Origin of the sequence: Agrococcus sp. SL85, assembly GCF_026625845.1 — a bacterium.
Lineage (GTDB): Bacteria > Actinomycetota > Actinomycetes > Actinomycetales > Microbacteriaceae > Agrococcus.
This window is the reverse complement of the sequence record NZ_CP113066.1, coordinates 349,842-365,726: the sequence shown is the minus strand read 5'-3', so window position 1 is coordinate 365,726 and position 15,885 is coordinate 349,842. Positions and strand designations below refer to the sequence as shown.

Below are 15,885 nucleotides of genomic sequence, written 5' to 3'. Positions count from 1 at the left end.
CCGCGAGCGCCCTCGTCGCCGCGCCCACGAGGCGCGCCGGGTCGCCCGCGCCGCACCCACCCACGAGGAAACCCATGAACGCCGCCGCCCTGCCCCGGATCGTCGACCACACCCTGCTGCAGCCCACGGCCACGCGTGCCGAGGTCGAGGCCGCGATCGCCGAGGCCGCCGCGCTCGGCGCGTACAGCGTGTGCCTGTCGCCGTCGATGGTGCCCGTCGAGATGCCCGAGGGCCTCAAGCTCGCGGTCGTCGTCGGCTTCCCGAGCGGCAAGCACCACAGCGAGATCAAGGCTGCGGAGGCGCGCCTCGCGGCCTCGCACGGCGTCGACGAGATCGACATGGTCATCGACGTTGGCGCGGCGATCGAGGGCCGCTTCGACGCGGTCGAGGCCGACGTGCGCGCCGTGCGCGAGGCGGCGCCCGACGTCGTCCTCAAGGTCATCATCGAGTCGGCCGCGCTCTCGGACGAGGCGATCGTCGGCGCCTCGCGCGCCGCGGAGGCGGCCGGTGCCGACTTCGTGAAGACCTCGACGGGCTTCCACCCGTCCGGTGGCGCGAGCGCGCACGCCGTGCGCCTCATGAAGGAGACGGTGGGCGACCGCCTCGAGGTGAAGGCCTCCGGCGGCATCCGCTCCCACGACGACGCCGAGGCGATGACGGCGGCGGGGGCGACGCGCCTCGGCCTCTCGAGCACGCGCGCGATCGTCGAGGGCGCGGAGCCCGCGGGCTCCTACTGAGCGCCGGTACGATCGACGGCGGTGCCGCCGCACCCCTGACGACGCAGAGAGCGAGCGAGATGAGCGCGACCCAGCCGAAGCCCTACCGGACCACGGACGGGGCGGCCTGGGATGCGCAGGTGCTCGAGGCGCAGGCGCGCGCGCACTACATGCAGTCGGACGCCTGGGCCCGCACGCGGGACGGCTCGCCCTGGTCGGCCCTGCGCGACGTCGTCCCGGTGACGGGCGAGGCGGGTGGCGAGCGCGCGCTGCCGATCCAGCTCTTCGAGCGGACGGCGCCGCTCGCGGGCCGCATCCTCTTCCTGCCGCGCGTCGCGGGCATCACGCCCGAGGCGATCGACGCGATCACCGCCCGCGCCAAGGCCTACCCGAAGCGCTGGTTCGGCCTGAAGATGGAGACCTTCCAGCCCGAGACCCCCGAGCTCGTCGAGGCCTTCGAGCGCAACGGCTGGGTGCCGGCGGCGTCGAGCCAGTACCAGCACGCGGTCGCCGTCGACCTCTCGGGCAGCCTCGAGGAGGTCGCGGCCCGCTTCAAGAAGCGCGCCCGCAACTCCTACCGCGCGGCCGAGAACAAGTTCGGCGTCACCGTGACGAAGACGCCGATGACGCGCGAGAACGAGGCCGAGATGCATCGCCTCATCGGCGAGACCAAGGTGCGCTCGGGCGGCTACTTCCGCCACCCCGACTACTTCCAGCGCATCTGGGACGTCTACAAGGGCGTCGGCCAGGGCCACTTCTACGTCGCCGAGTACGAGGGCGAGGTGCAGTCGATGGCCTTCGTCATGCGCTTCGGCGACACCGCCTGGTACAAGGATGCCGGCAGCATCCGCGAGAACGCGAAGATCTTCGCGCCCTACCTCATGCAGTGGAAGATCATGCAGGACCTCCACGGCCAGGGCGTCACGCTCTACGAGCTCGCGAACATCCCCGACCCCGCGTCGTGGGAGACGAGCGACATCAAGGGCCTCTACACGTTCAAGACCGCGTGGGCGCCCGAGCCGGTGCGCTACATGCCCACCTACGAGCTGCCGCTCACGGGCCGCTACGCGCTCTGGGCGAAGGCCGGCCGCTGGCTGCGCGCCGTCTACACGCGCCGCACGGGCGACGCCTGGTTCTGAGCAGCCGCCCGCCCGGGCAATCGCGCCGTTCCCCGCCGCGCCGCAGCGCGCCGCCCCCGCCGCCTGACTATCGTGACGGTGTGCGTGAGGACGAGACCGTGGACCGGGGCGAGGCGCCCGAGGCGCCCGTCGACCCCGCAGCAGCAGCCGGGACCGACGACGCAGAGCGCGAGGAGTCCGCGGAGGCCCCCGCGCCGAGCCACGAGGCGGCTCCCGAGCCCGCGCCGCGCCGCCAGCGGCGCCAGGGCGAGTGGGACGCGTGGGCAGAGGCGCTGCGCCGCGTCGGCGGCCGCAGCCCCCTCACGGGCTTCATCGACACCACCGCGACGCGCGTCGAGCTCTCGACCACCCACCCCGGCGGGCTCGCGCAGTTCATCACCGGCCGCCCGACGGCCCTCTCGAGCCTCATCCGCGACGACCTCGCGCTCCGCGCCGCCCGCGCCGCCGCCGCCTCCATCGCCTCGAAGGGCGTCGAGCTCGCCGCCGCCCGCTCGATCGACGCGGTGCACCTCGGCATCGGCATGGCGCGCTTCCCGCACGGCGACGGCGAGGTCTACGGCCCGGTGCTGCTGCGCCCCCTCATCGTGCGCAGGCGCGGGCGCGACTTCGAGCTGCAGCTGCTCGGCCGGCCGTTCCTGAACCCGCGCATCGCGCGCATCCTCCGCGAGCACCACGGGGTGCGGCTCGACGACCGCCAGCTCGTCGACCTCGCCTCGGGCGAGGGCACCTTCACCCCCAACGCCGTGCTCGACGCGGTGCGCCTCGCCGCCGCGCACGTGCCCGGCTTCTCGCTCGAGGCGCGGCTCCTCGCCTCGACCTTCGCCGACGTCGGCGAGCCCATGGCGGCCGACCTCGAGCCCGTGCCGCACGACGTGCTCGACGCCGTGCGCGGCGACGAGCAGGCGGCCTGGCGCGTGCGCGAGGGCCGCGCGGGCATCGACGAGACGCCCCAGGACGAGCGCGACCCGGAGGTCGACCGCCTCGTGCTCGACGCCGACGGCGAGCAGGACGCCGTCATCGCCGAGGCCGCCGCCGGCAACTCGCTCGTCGTGGAGGCGCTGCCGGGCACGGGCCTCACGCAGACGATCGTGAACGTCGTCGCCGCGCTCGTCGGCGACGACAAGCGCGTGCTCGTCGTCAGCCCGCGCCGCGCGACCCTCCGGGGCATCGCTGATCGGCTCGCGGCGACGAAGCTCGAGGCGCTCGCGGTGGGGGAGGCGACGCTGCGCCGCGACCTGATCGCGGCGATCCGCCGGATCGAGCGCTCGGAGCGCCCGGAGACGGCCGAGATCGACGAGGCCATGCTGCGCCTGCGCAAGGTGCTGCTCGACTACCGCGGCGCGCTCCGCCGCGTCGACGGCGAGCTGCAGGTCTCGGTGCTCGACGCGCTCAAGGAGCTCTCGCGGCTCGCGATGCTGCCGACGCCGCCCTCGACGCGCGCGCGACTCACCGAGGCCTCGACGCGCGCGCTCGCGACCGACCGCCCGCGCGTCGCCGCGACGATGCGGAAGGCGGCCGAACTCGGCCAGTTCCGCTACGGCCCGAACGACACCCCCTGGTACGGCGCGTCGTTCGCGACCTCCGCCGACGCCTCCGCCGCGTACGACGACGCGAAGGCGCTCGACGCCGGCGCGCTCGCCGAGCTGCTCGCGCAGGCCAAGGAGGTCGTGGGCGACACCAAGCTGCGCCCGGCGGCGACGCTCGCCGAGCTCGGCATCCAGATCGCGCTGCTCACCGACGTGCGCGCGACGCTCGACGTCATGACGCCGGCGATCTACGACCGCCCGCTCGGCGAGCTCATCACCGCGACGGGGCCGCGCCGCGAGGCGATGCAGGCGCTCGGCGGCATGCAGCGGCGCCGCCTCAAGCGCCTCGCCGAGGAGTACGTGCGCCCCGGCGCGCACGTGCCCGACCTCAACGACGTGCTGCAGGCCGCGCAGCAGCAGCGTCGCCTCTGGGCCAAGTTCGCGCCCGACGGCTCGATCCCCACGGTGCCCGCGGGCCTCGCAGGCGTCGAGGTGCGCCTGCGCGACGTCGCCGAGCGCCTCGACCGGCTCGACGCGGGCCTCGCCCCGGAAGTGCGCAGCGTCGACCTGCCGCTCGCCGACCTCGAGGACCGCGTGCGCGAGCTCGCCGCGCCGAGCGACGCGCTGCAGAACATCCAGGAGCGCGCCGAGCTCATGGGCTCGATCGAGCGCCTCGGGCTCGAGCCGCTGCTCGCGGACCTCGCCGCCCGGCACGTCGCCGACGACGAGATCGAGCACGAGCTCGACCTCGCGTGGTGGCAGTCCGCCCTGCAGGCGATGCTCGGCCGCGAGCGCGCGCTGCTGCGCGGCAACACCGACGTGCTGCGCCGCCTCGAGCAGGACTTCGCGCTCGTCGACGAGGCGCACGTCGACGCGTCGAGCGCCCGGCTCGCGCACCAGCTCGCCGAGCAGTGGCGGCTCGCGGTCGACGACCACCCGGACGAGGCCGCCGCCGTGCGCGGCCTCATCCGCGCGGGCGCCGTCGCCTCGGAGGACCTCCAGCGGCTCGCCCCGCACCTGACGCGCGCCGTCGCCCCCGTGTGGCTGGCCTCGCCGTACGACCTGCACCGCGTGGCGCGCAGCATCCCCTTCGACGCCGTCGTGCTCGCCGATGCCGGTGCCGTGACGATCGCGGAGGCCGCGGGCGCCATCGCGCGCGCCCGCCAGGTGATCGCGCTCGGCGACTCGACCACCCAGACCCCCGCGCCCTTCGACGTCGGCATCTCGACGCTCGGCGTGCGCCCCACCGAGGAGCTCGCGACGCCCGACGAGCTGCACGCGGAGTCGGCGCTCTCGCGGCTCGGCGAGGTCCTGCCCTCGCGCTCGCTCACCCGCTCGTACCGCACGGGCGGCGCCGACCTCGTCGCCGCGGTGGACCAGCGCTTCTACGGCGGCCGGATCGAGGCCCTGCCGTGGGCGGGCGCCTACCTCGGGCACGCCTCGCTCACGACGTCGATCGTGCACGGCGCGCACGGCCTGCCCGAGCAGGGCGCGGCGACGATCGAGAGCCCCGACGCCGAGGTCGACCGCGTCGTGCAGCTCGTGGCCCAGCACGCGCGCTCGCGCCCGCAGGAGTCGCTCATGGTCGTGACCGCGAACGAGCGGCACGAGGTGCGCATCCAGCAGTCGATCATGGCGGCGCTCGCGAGCAACGGCCCGCTCGCCGACTTCGTCGTCGCCGATCGCGAGGAGCCCTTCGTCATCGTCGACGTGACGCACGCGAGCGCGCTCAGCCGCGATCGCGTCATCTTCTCGGTCGGCTACGGCCACACGAAGCACGGCCGCAACGTCGACTTCGGCACGCTCGGGCAGCCGGGCGGCGAGCGGCTGCTCGCCGTCGCGATGACCCGCGCACGCAAGGCGATGCAGATCGTCACGTCCTTCGACGCCGCGGAGCTCGACCCCGAGCGGCTCGAGCACGGCGCCGCGATCCTGCGCGAGGTGCTGCTCGACGCGGCCTCGCCGGAGCGGCACCAGCCGAGCCGCGGCGGCGACCCGCTCATGGTCGACCTCGCGACGCGCCTGCGCCGCCGGGGCCTCCGCGCCGACGTCGCCTACGACGGTGCGCTGCCGCTCGTGGTCGCGAACGGCGGCGTGTGCGCCGCGATCGAGGCCGACCACGACGACGGCGACCGCACGCTGCGCGAGGCGCTCCGCCTGCGGCCGGACGTGCTGCGCCGCTTCGGGTGGCACACGATGCGCGTGCACGCCTTCGAGCTCTTCACCGACCCCGAGGGCGTCGCCGACCGCATCGCGGAGCTCGTCGGCGCCGACGCCGCCCGGTGAGCGACGAGCGGGCGCGCCCCGCGTCGGACGGCGAGCGGGCGCGCCCCGCGTCGGACGACGAGCAGGTCGCGGGCGCCGAGCCCGCGCCGCTCGTGATCCGTCGGCGCGGCCGCCGCGTCACGACCGAGCCCACGCCCGGCTGGACCGGCGAGCCCGCGCAGGAGCGCGCGCAGTCGCGCGAGAACGACGAGCGCCTCCGCAGCGACGTGCCGCCCCACTGGGGCTGAGCCGCCGGGGACGACGGAGGGGCGGGGCCCGCAGGCCCCGCCCCTCCGATCCCGCGCCGCGCGCGTCAGGCCGCGGGCGGCGTCGCCGGCTTCTCGCCGGCCTGCTGCTGCAGGAGGTCGCGGATGTCGCGGAGCACGTCGAGGTCGGTCTCGGCGGGCGCGTCGGGGGTGAAGCCGCGGAGCTTGTCGTGGTGCTCCTTGAGCTTCTGCATCGGGAGGATCAGCACGAAGTAGCAGATCGCCGCCACGATGAGGAAGTTGATGATCGCGGCGAGCAGCACGCCGATCGGGAAGATGCCGACCGTCGCCTCCGACAGCGCCTCGGCGTCGAACGCCTGCGCGATGAGCGGATTGATGATCGCCTCGGTGAAGCCCGCGACGACGGCCGTGAAGGCGGCGCCGATGACGACCGCGATCGCCAGCTCGATGACGTTGCCTCGCAGGAGGAAGTTCTTGAAGCCCTGCATCTCGTGCCTCCGGGTGCTCAGGGGTGGGGTCAGTCGGACGAGCCGGAGCTTGCCGCGGGTGCCTTCGCGGCGCCGCCGGCGCGCGAGTCGGTGCGGTAGAACCCCGAGCCGTTGAAGGTGACGCCGACGGCGCCGTACTGCTTGCGCAGCGCGCCGCCGCACTGCTCGCAGGTCGTGAGCGCGGGCTCGCTGAAGGACTGGCGGGCGTCGAACGCGTGGCCGCAGGCGGTGCAGGCGTAGGCGTAGACGGGCATGGCTCAGCTCCTCGGGTGGAAGGTCAGGACCCCCGACTCGGTGACCACGCCGTCGACGGGCTGGTCGTACGCGGCGTGCGGCACGGAGTCGAGGAGCTCCTCGTCGTGCACGATGGCGTACACAGGAGGACATTCTGCCATCGCGGCGATCGTCCTGTCGAAGAATCCGCGGCCGCCGCCGATGCGCGAGCCGTCGCGCCCGATGGCCGTGGCGGGCACGAGCATGAGGTCGACGTCGTCGAGCGCCGTCGGCGGCAGGGCCTCGCCCGTGGGCTCCGGGATGCCGAGGCTCGCCTCGATCGTCTCGGTGCCGTCGTGCTCGGCCCAGTCGAGCAGGCCGTCGGTGCGGATGATCGGCAGCAGCACGCGCAGCCCCTCCGCGTCGGCCCAGCGGATGAGGCCGCGGGTGTCGGGCTCGTCGGGGAGCGACAGGTAGGCGGAGATCGTGCGGGCCCCGCGCTCGCGCACGAGCGCCACGAGGTGCTCGGTGAGGGCGGGGGAGCGCTCGGCGGCGCGCGCGGCGCCGAGCTCCGCCCGCTCGGTGCGGAGGCGACGGCGCAGGACGCGCTTCGCCTCCTCGATGGCCGCCTCGTCCTCGCTCACGGGTCGGAGGGTATCGCGCCGCGCTGGGCCGGCCGCGCCTCCGCGCCGCGGCTCCAGCATCGCGGCCCTAGGCTCGACCTGTGTTCGACACCGCGCCCCGGCTCAGCCACGGCGCCGTCGCCGTGCGCGGCATCCGGATGCGCGACGCGAGGGCGCTCGAGGCCGAGCTCGTCGGCAACCGGTCCTGGCTCGAGCCGTGGGAGGCGACGCTGCCGGGCTCGCGCCCGAGCGGCCGCTTCGACACCCGCTCGTCCATCCGCTCCCTCCTCGACGGCGAGCGCGACGGCTCGGGCCTCGCGTTCGCGATCGAGGTCGACGGGCGCTTCGCCGGGCAGCTGAACGTCGCGAGCATCACGGGCGGCGCGCTCGCCTCCTCGACCATCGGCTACTGGGTCGCCGAGCGCTTCGCGGGCCGCGGCGCCACGACGACGGCCGTCGCGCTCGTCGCCGACCACCTGCTCGGCGCCGGCGGCCTGCACCGGGTGGAGGTGTGCATCCGCCCCGAGAACGTCGCGAGCCTGCGCGTGGTGGAGAAGCTGGGCTTCCGCTACGAGGGCTGCCGGAGGCGCTACATCCACATCGACGGCGACTGGCGCGACCACCTCTGCTTCGCGCTCGTGCGCGAGGAGCTCGCGGAGCCGCTGCTCTCGCGCTGGCTCGGCGGACGGGTGCAGCCCTTCGACCGCTCGGTGTACCCCGTCGACGTCGGCGGCGACCCGCGCGGGCGCGCCGGGGCCTGAACGCGGGGCGCGCCGCGCGCCCTCCGTCGATCGGGCTCGCGCCGCCGATACCGTGCCGCTCATGCCGGAGCTCGCAGGTCTCGGGACGTCGCTCGTCCTCATCGTCGCCGTCCTGCTCTGGGTCGCCTACCTGGTGCCGGTCTGGACCCGCAGGCGCGAGTACCTCGCGACCGAGCGCAACGCCATCCGCCTGCAGCAGACCCTGCGCATCATGGCCGAGTCGGCGGAGTCGCCCGAGGAGGTCCGCATCGAGGCGGACGCCCGCACGATCGCCGTGCAGCAGCGCGCCGTCGCGAAGGAGGCGCGCCTCAAGCAGGCCATGGAGCACGCGAAGGCCGTCGCCAGGGCCCGCGAGCTCGACGAGCAGATCAAGGCGGTGGAGCGCGAGGTGCGCGCCGCCGTGCGCACGACCGTCTCGCGCGCCCAGCGCCTCCGCCGCACCCGCCTCGCGTGCTTCGCCCTCGTGCTGCTCGCCGTCGCCGCCGTCGTCGCTGGCGCGCTGCTGCCCGGGCTCGGCATGCTGCTCCTCGCGGGCGGCGCGGCCCTCGTGCTGGGCCTCGTCGGCCTCGTGGCCGTGAACGCCTCTGCCGCGCGCGTGCGCTCGGTGGCCGCCGCGACCGCGCCGAGCGTGCGCACGCTCGTCGAGGCGCGCGAGGTCGCCGCCGAGGCCGTCGCGGCCGAGGCGCGCGTGGCCGAGCAGGTCGTGGCCCGCGTGCAGCGCACCGACGAGCTGCTGCGCTCGCGCAGCTGGAGCCCCGCGCAGGTGCCGGAGCAGCGGGCGCGCGCCGTGCGGCGGCCGGCGGCCGAGCAGCGCGCAGTCGCGGCGCAGGCTACGGCGGCGCAGGCCGGGGCGCAGGCCCTCGCGGCGCAGCCCGGCGACGAGCTGCTGCAGCGGGCGCGCCGTCGCCTCGCCGAGGACCGTCGCGCGATCTCCGGCCCGCTCGCGCGCGTCTCGCCGCTGGAGCCGAGCTTCGAGGAGATCGTGACGGGGGAGGTGCCGCAGACCGACGTCGAGCGCAGGCTCGCGCCCACGGCGCCCGCGGTGCCGATCCGCCGCATCGAGCTCGACGAGGCGCTCGACGCCGCCGAGGCGCTCGACGTCGTTCGCGCCGAGGTGGCGGAGCAGGCTGCGGCGCCGGCCGCGGAGACGGCGCCCGCGCGGCGCGCGACGGCCTCCGGATCGCGGTTCGCCGCCATGGGCGTCGTCGAGGAGGACCTCGCCGGCGTCGACGTGCACGAGGCGTTCCTGCGCCGCCGCGTCGGCTGACGCGCCGATTCGCGCACGGGCGCGCATCCTTGTATGCTCGTCGAGTCCGGGCCCTTGGCGCAGTTGGTAGCGCGCCTCGTTCGCATCGAGGAGGTCAGGAGTTCGAATCTCCTAGGGTCCACCGGTCACGAAGGCCCCGCCGTGAGGCGGGGCCTTCGTCGTGTCCGGGCGGGGCCGCGCGCTGCGCTCGGCGCGTCGCCCGCCGGCCGTGCCCGCCGTCGCCCGCGGCCCGCCGCGTCGCGCAGGCCCTCGTTGGCCGTCCGGCCTCGCGGCGTTCACCCTGCGGCCACATGCGCTCCCTAGGTTCGCGGCGTCCCCATCCCCGCCTCGAGGAGCACCCGTGACACCGCGCACCCCATCCGTCCGCCGAACGAGGACGGGAGCCGCCGCGGTCGCCCTCGTCGCGATCGGCGCCAGCCTGCTCGTGCCCGCCGCGGCGGCCACCGCGGCGCCCGCAGCGGCCTGGCCGCTCGTGGTCACCGAGATCGTGCCCAACACGACGGGCGCCGACCAGTTCGAGTACGTCGAGGTCGTGAACACGACGGGCGCGCCGCTGACGCTCGGCGATGGCGGCTACGGGCTCGCGTACGGCTACGCCGACGACGCCGACACCGCGCGCGACGTGCCGCTGAGCGCTCCCCCCGGCACCGCGATCCCCGCAGGTGGCACGGCCGTGCTCTGGCTCTCGTACACGAGCGCGGACGGTTCCGTCGACTCGCCCGCCCTCAGCGAGGACGACTTCCGCGCCTACTGGGCCGAGCGCGGCGGCGCCGAGGACTACCAGCTGGTGCGCATCACGGGCCAGGCGGGCATGGCCAACGGCGGCAGCCGCACGATCCGCGTCCTCGGCCCCGACGGCGGCATCGTCGGCTGGTCGCACTACCCCGCCGGCTCCACGGGAGAGGACGAGGCCGCGCAGTTCCGCGTGCCCGCCGACGCCGCCGAGCGCTCGATGCCGCTGCTCGCGGGCAACGCCGCGACGAGCCCCGGCACCGTCGATCCGGCGCAGCTCGAGGACCGCAGTCCGGAGCCGGAGCCGGAGCCCGAGCCCGAGCCCCAGCCCGACCCGGGCGAGCCCATCCCCGGCCCTGCGCCCGACTCCACGGTCGGCACGCTCCTGCTCACCGAGCTGGGGGTCGACTCCACGAACGTCGGCGGCAGCGACGGCTACGAGTTCGTCGAGCTGTACAACACCACCACCGAGCCCGTGTCGATGGCCGACCACCGGCTCCGCTACCTCTACCCCGACAGCGGCAGCTCGGCGCTCTGGGCGCTCGAGCCCGCGGATGCGGTCATCGCACCGGGCGAGGCGCTCGTCATCTGGGTGAAGAACGGCGGCAACGGCGACCTCGACCGCGACGACTTCAACGCCTTCTGGGGCACGAGCATCCCGGAGGCCCGGCTCGTCGAGACCGCAGTCGGCGGCATGGCGAACGGCAGCGCCCGCGGCATGGAGGTCAGCACCGCGACCGGCGTGCCCGTGAGCACCGGCTTCTACAACATGGGCGGCGCGCGCGACGTCGAGACCGACCGCGGCCTCGCGTACGGCGTCGACCCGGAGGACTTCGGGCAGCAGCGGCTGCTCGGCTCGCGCGCGGCGACGCCCGGCGCGGTCGAGGCCGACCAGGTGCCGACCGAGCGCACCGTGCCGGCGGCCGACGCTGCGGCGCCGACGGTGGACGACCGCACGGTCGACCGGATCCAGCCCGGCGGGGCCTTCGCGATCGAGGCGACCATCGCCGACGACACCATCGTGCGCCGCGTCACGCTGCAGCTGCGCTCCGACGTCGACGAGCAGTTCGCCGACGTCAACCTCGAGCGCGGCGACGGCGACGCCTTCGCGCATGCGATCGAGGCCGTCGACCTGACCGGCAAGGCCTGGTACGAGTACCGCTTCGTCGCGACCGACGGCCGCAACGAGGCGCGGACCGATGTGGTGCGCGTGCCGATCGAGGGCGTCGACACGTCGCCCGTGCGGCTGAGCGTCGAGGACGGCGACCTGCTCTCGGGCACCGCGTCGATCTCGGCGGCGGGGGAGTCGTACCCGTCGAACGTCGAGCTCGCGATCGACGGCGCCGCCGTCAGTTCCACCACGCCGCAGCTCGAGGCCGCGCCGGTCTTCGCGATCGACGTCACCGCGACCGACGCGCGCTTCCGCAACGCGATCGTGCTGCCGGGCGTGGGCGCGACCGTCGACGAGCGCTGCACCTCCGGCGAGGTGCTCACGGTCTTCGAGCGCGGCACCTACGCCGAGACCGAGACGATCACCGCGGAGGTGCCGCTCGACGCGATCGCGCTCGGCGAGCAGCTCGAGCTGCTCGTCTCGGCCGGCACGAAGGCCTGGCCGTGCGAGGACGCGAACGAGAACAACGACGACTTCTCGTTCTCGAACCCGCGCCTCGTGCTGCCGGACGGCCGCACGCTGCAGCCGCAGGGGTACGCCGGCGGCTCGATCGGCATGGGTGACTCGAACGACGGCCAGCACGACACCTACCCGGCCCTGTTCGACCTGCCGGCCGACGCCTTCGTCGCCGTCGCCCACGCCTGGGACACGACGGCCACGGCCGACGGCGAGCACGTCGTCTCGGCGACCGACGGGTCCGCGAGCGCCGAGGCGCGCGTCGTGGTCGACAACACGGCCCCCGAGGTGACCACGACGGCCACCGCCGACCGCGTCGAGGGCGAGCGCCTGCAGGGCGGGATCGTGCTCGACGCCGAGGCGACGGATGCGACGAGCGAGGTCGCCGAGGTCGTCGCGACCCTCGACGGCGTCGAGGTCGCGCTGCCGCACACCACGTCGACCCTCGCGCTCGCGGCCGGCGAGCACCGGCTCGTCGTGACCGCGACGGACGCCGCAGGCAACGCATCCGAGACCACGCGGACGTTCACGACCGCGGCCGAGGATCCGGCCATCGAGCTGCTCTCGCCCGAGGACGGCGCGACCGTCGTCGGCGACGAGGTCGAGCTCTCGGCCCGTGCCACCGACCCCACGGGCGACGACCTCGACGTCGTCTTCCGCGAGGGCCACGCCTTCGACGCCGCCGACGCTGCGGTGACGGCGAGCGCGGGCGAGACCCGCGACGCGCTCGCGGCGCCCGAGGCGCGCGAGGGCGCCGAGCCTCGATGTCGCGCAGCGCGACGCGCTCGCCGCGATCGGCGGCGGCTCGGTGACCACGGCGAGCGCCGACGCCCTGCCCTACCAGGCGTTCGACGTCGCGGTGCCCGAGGGTGCGGAGGATGCGACGCTGCGCGTGCGGTGGGACGGCTCGGCGAACACCGGCGCCACGGTGGTGCTGCACGTCTGGAACGCCGCAGAGGCGGGCTGGGAGCGGGTCGACGAGCACAGCACCACCGCCGACGGCGAGGCGTTCGTGCTCGCGGCCGAGGTGGCGGCGCAGGATCGCGTCGTCGACGGCACCGCGCGGTTCCTCGTGCAGCACTCCGAGGGCTGGGCCGGCGCCCCGCAGTCGGACCGCGGCACCGCGGTGACGCCCGCGCATCCCGACGACACCCCGCGGGACGAGTACGACTTCACGCTCGGCTGGGAGTCGGACACGCAGTACTACAACGAGGAGTTCTACGACCACCAGCTCGCGATCCACGAGTACTTCCTGGAGCAGCGCGAGGCGATCGACCTGCAGTACGTGTTCCACACCGGCGACATCGTCGACGAGCGCGACCAGGGCTACCAGTGGGAGAACGCCGACGCCGCGTACCGGATGCTCGATGAGGCGCGCCTGCCCTACGGCATGCTGGCCGGCAACCACGACGTCGGCAACTTCGAGGATGACTACGGCTCCTACGGCCGGTACTTCGGCGAGGCGCGCTACGCGTCGAACCCCTGGTACGCGGAGTCGTACGAGGACAACCGCGGCCACGTCGACCTCTTCACGGCCGGGGGCATCGACTTCGTCGTCGTCTCGATGAGCTGGGAACCGGGCGACGCGGAGATCGCGTGGATGAACGAGGCGCTCGCGAGGCACCCGGAGCGGGTCGGCATCATCAACCTCCACGAGTACCTGCTCACGACCGGCGGGCTCGGGCCCGTGCCGCAGCGGGTGCAGGACGAGGTCGTGGCGACGAACCCGAACGTGTCGATGGTCATGTCGGGGCACTACCACGACGCCTACACGCGCTTCGACTCGTTCGACGACGACGGCGACGGGGTCGACGACCGCACCGTGACGCAGATGCTGTTCGACTACCAGGGGCTGCCGGAGGGCGGCCTGGGGTACCTGCGCCTGCTGCAGTTCGACAACGAGGGCGCGCAGATGCGCGTGCGCACCTATTCGCCCTCCCTCCAGGACTACGACGCGGAGGACGCCTCGCTGCCGGCCGAGGATCAGGACTTCGTCGTCTCGTACGAGACGCTCGGCATCGAGCCGCGGGACAAGGAGCTCGTCGGTGACGGGTTCCGCGCGGAGGTGCTCACGGGGGCGGTGATCGAGGCCGGCGCTGCGCTCGATGGCACGCAGATCGGGGCGGTGCGGAGCGCAGCGAGCGGTGCGGTGGTCTCGGTCGACTGGGCGCCGGGAGCAGGCACGCACGGCTGGTACGTGACCGCGACCGATGCGTTCGGCGGCGAGGTGCGATCCGAGGTGCGGTCGGTGGCGCTCGAGGAGGGCGAGGGCACGGGCGGAGAGCCCGGCGACGGCCAGGGCGGCGGCGAGGACGGCGACGCCGACGGCGGCGCGGGCCCCGATCCGCAGGTCGGCGACAGCCTCCCTCGTACCGGTGCGGAGCCGTGGGGTCTCGGGCTGGCGGTGCTGCTCCTGCTCGCGGGGGCCGCCGCGATCCTGCTCTCGCGCAGGGCGCGCCGCAGCTGACCGCAGCGAGCGAAGGGCCCGGCGGGGGACCGCCGGGCCCTTCGCCACGCAGGCGCAGCGGGTGCGTCGACCCGAGGCGCGCCGTCAGGCGAGCATCGGCAGGAACGAGACCGCGAGGCCGACGAGGCCGAGCACGACGAGCACGAGGCCGATGATGCGCATGATGCGCGCGGCGGGGGAGTGCGGCTCGACCTCCATGCGCCACGGGCGGCGCTCCGCGACGTAGGCCGGTTGGTGGTCGCCCTCGCCGATCCGGTCGCGCTCGTCGTGGGCGAGGCGGCGCTCGTGGAAGTCGCCGCCCGCGAACCAGCGCGCGATCGCGCCGCCGGGCACCGGCACCACGACGACCTCCACCGGCAGCCAGTCGCCGTCGCGCAGCCGGATCGCCCACGAGACCACGAGGAACGGCAGGCCCAGCAGCAGCCCGAGCCACGACACGAGCTCGCCGATCGCGCCGGCCGAGTCGAGGAGCTCCACGGCATCACGGTAGCGGCTCGGCGCGCCCGCGCGCCGCCGCCTCGGGCGCCCGGGCGCCGCCGCCGCGTCGGTCCTGCGGCGTCAGTCCTGCGGCACGACCGTCAGCACCCGCCGCACGAAGCCGTCGTAGGCGCGCATCCAGTCGGCGAGGAACTCGCGCGTGCTCTCGACCGTGATGCGGTCGTCGTCGTCCACGAGCCCGTCCGGGTACTGGATGAAGGCCTCGATCTCGTTCATGAGCGGGGCGTTGCAGTAGGAGAGGATCGACTTGAGGTGCTGCTGGCCGACGGCGGTGCCGATGGCGCTCGGCGAGGTGCCGACGACGCCGACGGGCACGCGCGTGAGCGAGTTGCTGCCACCGGGGCGCGAGGCCCAGTCGATCGCGTTCTTCAGGGTGCCGGGGATCGAGCGGTTGTACTCGGGCGTCACGATGATGAGGCCGTCGGAGCCCTCGATCGCCTCCTTGAGCGCGGTCGCCTCCTCGGGGAACGCGTCGTCGCGCTCGCGGTCGTAGAGCGGCAGGCGGTCGATCTCGATGAAGGAGCACTCGAGGGACTCGGGCGCGAGGGCCATGAGCGCGCGGGCCAGGCGGCGGTTGATCGAGGATGCGGCGATGCTGCCGACGATCACGCCGATCCGGTACGGGGGCTCGTGGTGGTAGGTCTCGGTCATGTCCCCCAGCATCGCGCGCCCCGGCGCGCGTGTCGTCAGGCGGACGTCCAGGCTCGCGGCGGCGGTCGCCATCGCGGCGCAGGCGGTCATGCGTGCCGCCGCGTGCGCGCGTCCGCCCCGTCCTGCACCTCGGCCCAGGCCTCGGTCGGCACCGCCAGCAGGTCGCCGACCCTGAGGTCGACGGGGAGCAGGGCGCAGCCTCCCCCGACGGGGGTGCTCGCGCGGCGCGCGGTCGAGGCACGGCCGATGAGCCGGGCCTCGGTCCAGCGCAGCGCCACGTCGGCGCACGCGAGCGACGTCCCCGCGAGGTCTGCGCCCACGGCGACGGCGCCGGTCTCGTCGATGGCGCGCACCGCGACGACCACGGCGCCCGCGCGATGGGAGGGGGAGGGGCGCCCGCCCGTGCAGGGCACCGCAGCGGCCGTCGAGCATGCGCAGGGCGTGCCCTGCAGGGCGGCGAGGCGGGCGAGCGACCGGCCGCCGACGGCGACGTCGCCGACGGCGGCACGGGTGCCCGCAGGCCACGCGTCGACGTCGAGGGGGTCGGCGATCGACGCGCGGAGCGTCGGGAGGAGGTCGGTGAGCGTCATCGGCGCTGCGCGTCGCGCGGTCGGGAGGTCGGCATGCCTCCTGCCTACTCGCGCGGGGCTGGCTCGCGCCTGCACCTCACACCCCGCATGCGCCG

14 protein-coding genes and 1 tRNA gene are annotated in these 15,885 nt (G+C 74.9%); 9 read left to right on the top strand and 6 right to left on the bottom strand.

The window, feature by feature from the left end; all coding sequences use genetic code 11:
- Nucleotides 1-74 precede the first annotated feature (74 nt).
- The 4 genes from deoC to OVA14_RS01665 all read left to right on the top strand — a co-directional run bounded on the left by deoC (nucleotide 75) and on the right by OVA14_RS01665 (nucleotide 5,894).
- Nucleotides 75-737 carry a deoxyribose-phosphate aldolase gene (gene deoC, locus OVA14_RS01680; protein ID WP_267504593.1) on the top strand — a complete coding sequence of 221 codons (663 nt, stop codon included), beginning with the start codon at nucleotides 75-77 and terminating at the stop codon, nucleotides 735-737.
- 59 nt (nucleotides 738-796) lie between these two features.
- The gene (locus tag OVA14_RS01675) at nucleotides 797-1,855 is read left to right on the top strand and encodes a lipid II:glycine glycyltransferase FemX (RefSeq protein WP_267504592.1); all 1,059 of its coding nucleotides are present in this window, start codon (nucleotides 797-799) and stop codon (nucleotides 1,853-1,855) included.
- Nucleotides 1,856-1,935: 80 nt separating this feature from the next.
- A complete protein-coding gene (locus OVA14_RS01670) occupies nucleotides 1,936-5,667 on the top strand; it encodes an AAA family ATPase (protein WP_267504591.1) in 3,732 nt (1,243 codons plus the stop codon).
- On the top strand, nucleotides 5,664-5,894 hold the full coding sequence (locus OVA14_RS01665; protein ID WP_267504590.1) for a hypothetical protein: 231 nt from the start codon (nucleotides 5,664-5,666) through the stop codon (nucleotides 5,892-5,894). Before OVA14_RS01670 ends, OVA14_RS01665 begins: the two co-directional genes overlap by 4 nt.
- Nucleotides 5,895-5,959: 65 nt before the next feature.
- Here the strand turns inward: OVA14_RS01665 and mscL are convergent, their stop codons facing one another.
- Genes mscL through OVA14_RS01650 form a run of 3 tightly spaced genes read right to left on the bottom strand, consistent with a single transcriptional unit; the run spans nucleotide 5,960 to nucleotide 7,218 of the window.
- Entirely contained in the window at nucleotides 5,960-6,361 is a 402-nt protein-coding gene (gene mscL / locus OVA14_RS01660) for a large conductance mechanosensitive channel protein MscL (RefSeq protein ID WP_267504589.1), read from the bottom strand.
- Nucleotides 6,362-6,390: 29 nt separating this feature from the next.
- Nucleotides 6,391-6,615: an FmdB family zinc ribbon protein gene (locus tag OVA14_RS01655; protein ID WP_267504588.1), complete on the bottom strand. Its 225-nt coding sequence runs from the start codon at nucleotides 6,613-6,615 to the stop codon at nucleotides 6,391-6,393.
- Between the two features lie 3 nt (nucleotides 6,616-6,618).
- Nucleotides 6,619-7,218: a 5-formyltetrahydrofolate cyclo-ligase gene (locus OVA14_RS01650; RefSeq protein ID WP_267504587.1), complete on the bottom strand. Its 600-nt coding sequence runs from the start codon at nucleotides 7,216-7,218 to the stop codon at nucleotides 6,619-6,621.
- An 80-nt stretch (nucleotides 7,219-7,298) separates the two neighbouring features.
- Between OVA14_RS01650 and OVA14_RS01645 the strand changes: the two genes are divergently transcribed.
- From OVA14_RS01645 to OVA14_RS01625, 5 genes are all read left to right on the top strand, one after another.
- Nucleotides 7,299-7,958 carry a GNAT family protein gene (locus tag OVA14_RS01645; protein ID WP_324288029.1) on the top strand — a complete coding sequence of 220 codons (660 nt, stop codon included), beginning with the start codon at nucleotides 7,299-7,301 and terminating at the stop codon, nucleotides 7,956-7,958.
- Between the two features lie 61 nt (nucleotides 7,959-8,019).
- Nucleotides 8,020-9,225, top strand: coding sequence for a hypothetical protein (locus OVA14_RS01640; RefSeq protein ID WP_267504586.1), 1,206 nt, complete (start codon nucleotides 8,020-8,022; stop codon nucleotides 9,223-9,225).
- Between the two features lie 48 nt (nucleotides 9,226-9,273).
- Nucleotides 9,274-9,346 (top strand) — tRNA-Ala (locus OVA14_RS01635).
- A 219-nt stretch (nucleotides 9,347-9,565) separates the two neighbouring features.
- The gene (locus tag OVA14_RS01630; protein ID WP_267504585.1) at nucleotides 9,566-12,955 is read left to right on the top strand and encodes a hypothetical protein; all 3,390 of its coding nucleotides are present in this window, start codon (nucleotides 9,566-9,568) and stop codon (nucleotides 12,953-12,955) included.
- Complete coding sequence (locus OVA14_RS01625) at nucleotides 12,870-14,051, top strand: metallophosphoesterase (RefSeq protein ID WP_267505463.1); 1,182 nt, start codon at nucleotides 12,870-12,872, stop codon at nucleotides 14,049-14,051. Before OVA14_RS01630 ends, OVA14_RS01625 begins: the two co-directional genes overlap by 86 nt.
- An 84-nt stretch (nucleotides 14,052-14,135) precedes the next feature.
- On the opposite strand, the gene OVA14_RS01620 is transcribed toward OVA14_RS01625, so the two are convergent.
- The 3 genes from OVA14_RS01620 to OVA14_RS01610 form a co-directional block, all read right to left on the bottom strand.
- The gene (locus OVA14_RS01620; RefSeq protein WP_267504584.1) at nucleotides 14,136-14,528 is read right to left on the bottom strand and encodes a hypothetical protein; all 393 of its coding nucleotides are present in this window, start codon (nucleotides 14,526-14,528) and stop codon (nucleotides 14,136-14,138) included.
- A gap of 81 nt (nucleotides 14,529-14,609) precedes the next feature.
- Nucleotides 14,610-15,200 (bottom strand): NADPH-dependent FMN reductase, encoded by a 591-nt coding sequence (locus tag OVA14_RS01615; RefSeq protein ID WP_267504583.1) that lies wholly within the window; start codon nucleotides 15,198-15,200, stop codon nucleotides 14,610-14,612.
- An 86-nt stretch (nucleotides 15,201-15,286) separates the two neighbouring features.
- Nucleotides 15,287-15,790, bottom strand: a complete 504-nt coding sequence (locus OVA14_RS01610; protein ID WP_267504582.1) for a hypothetical protein — start codon at nucleotides 15,788-15,790, stop codon at nucleotides 15,287-15,289.
- Nucleotides 15,791-15,885 lie beyond the last annotated feature (95 nt).

Excerpts from the sequence above, each read along its gene's own strand:
- OVA14_RS01640 (WP_267504586.1), top strand. The coding sequence starts at position 8,020 with ATGCCGGAGCTCGCAGGTCTCGGGACGTCGCTCGTCCTCATCGTCGCC.
- OVA14_RS01610 (WP_267504582.1), bottom strand. The coding sequence starts at position 15,790 with ATGACGCTCACCGACCTCCTCCCGACGCTCCGCGCGTCGATCGCCGAC.
- OVA14_RS01615 (WP_267504583.1), bottom strand. The coding sequence starts at position 15,200 with ATGACCGAGACCTACCACCACGAGCCCCCGTACCGGATCGGCGTGATC.
- OVA14_RS01675 (WP_267504592.1), top strand. The coding sequence starts at position 797 with ATGAGCGCGACCCAGCCGAAGCCCTACCGGACCACGGACGGGGCGGCC.
- OVA14_RS01655 (WP_267504588.1), bottom strand. The coding sequence starts at position 6,615 with ATGCCCGTCTACGCCTACGCCTGCACCGCCTGCGGCCACGCGTTCGAC.
- mscL (WP_267504589.1), bottom strand. The coding sequence starts at position 6,361 with ATGCAGGGCTTCAAGAACTTCCTCCTGCGAGGCAACGTCATCGAGCTG.
- deoC (WP_267504593.1), top strand. The coding sequence starts at position 75 with ATGAACGCCGCCGCCCTGCCCCGGATCGTCGACCACACCCTGCTGCAG.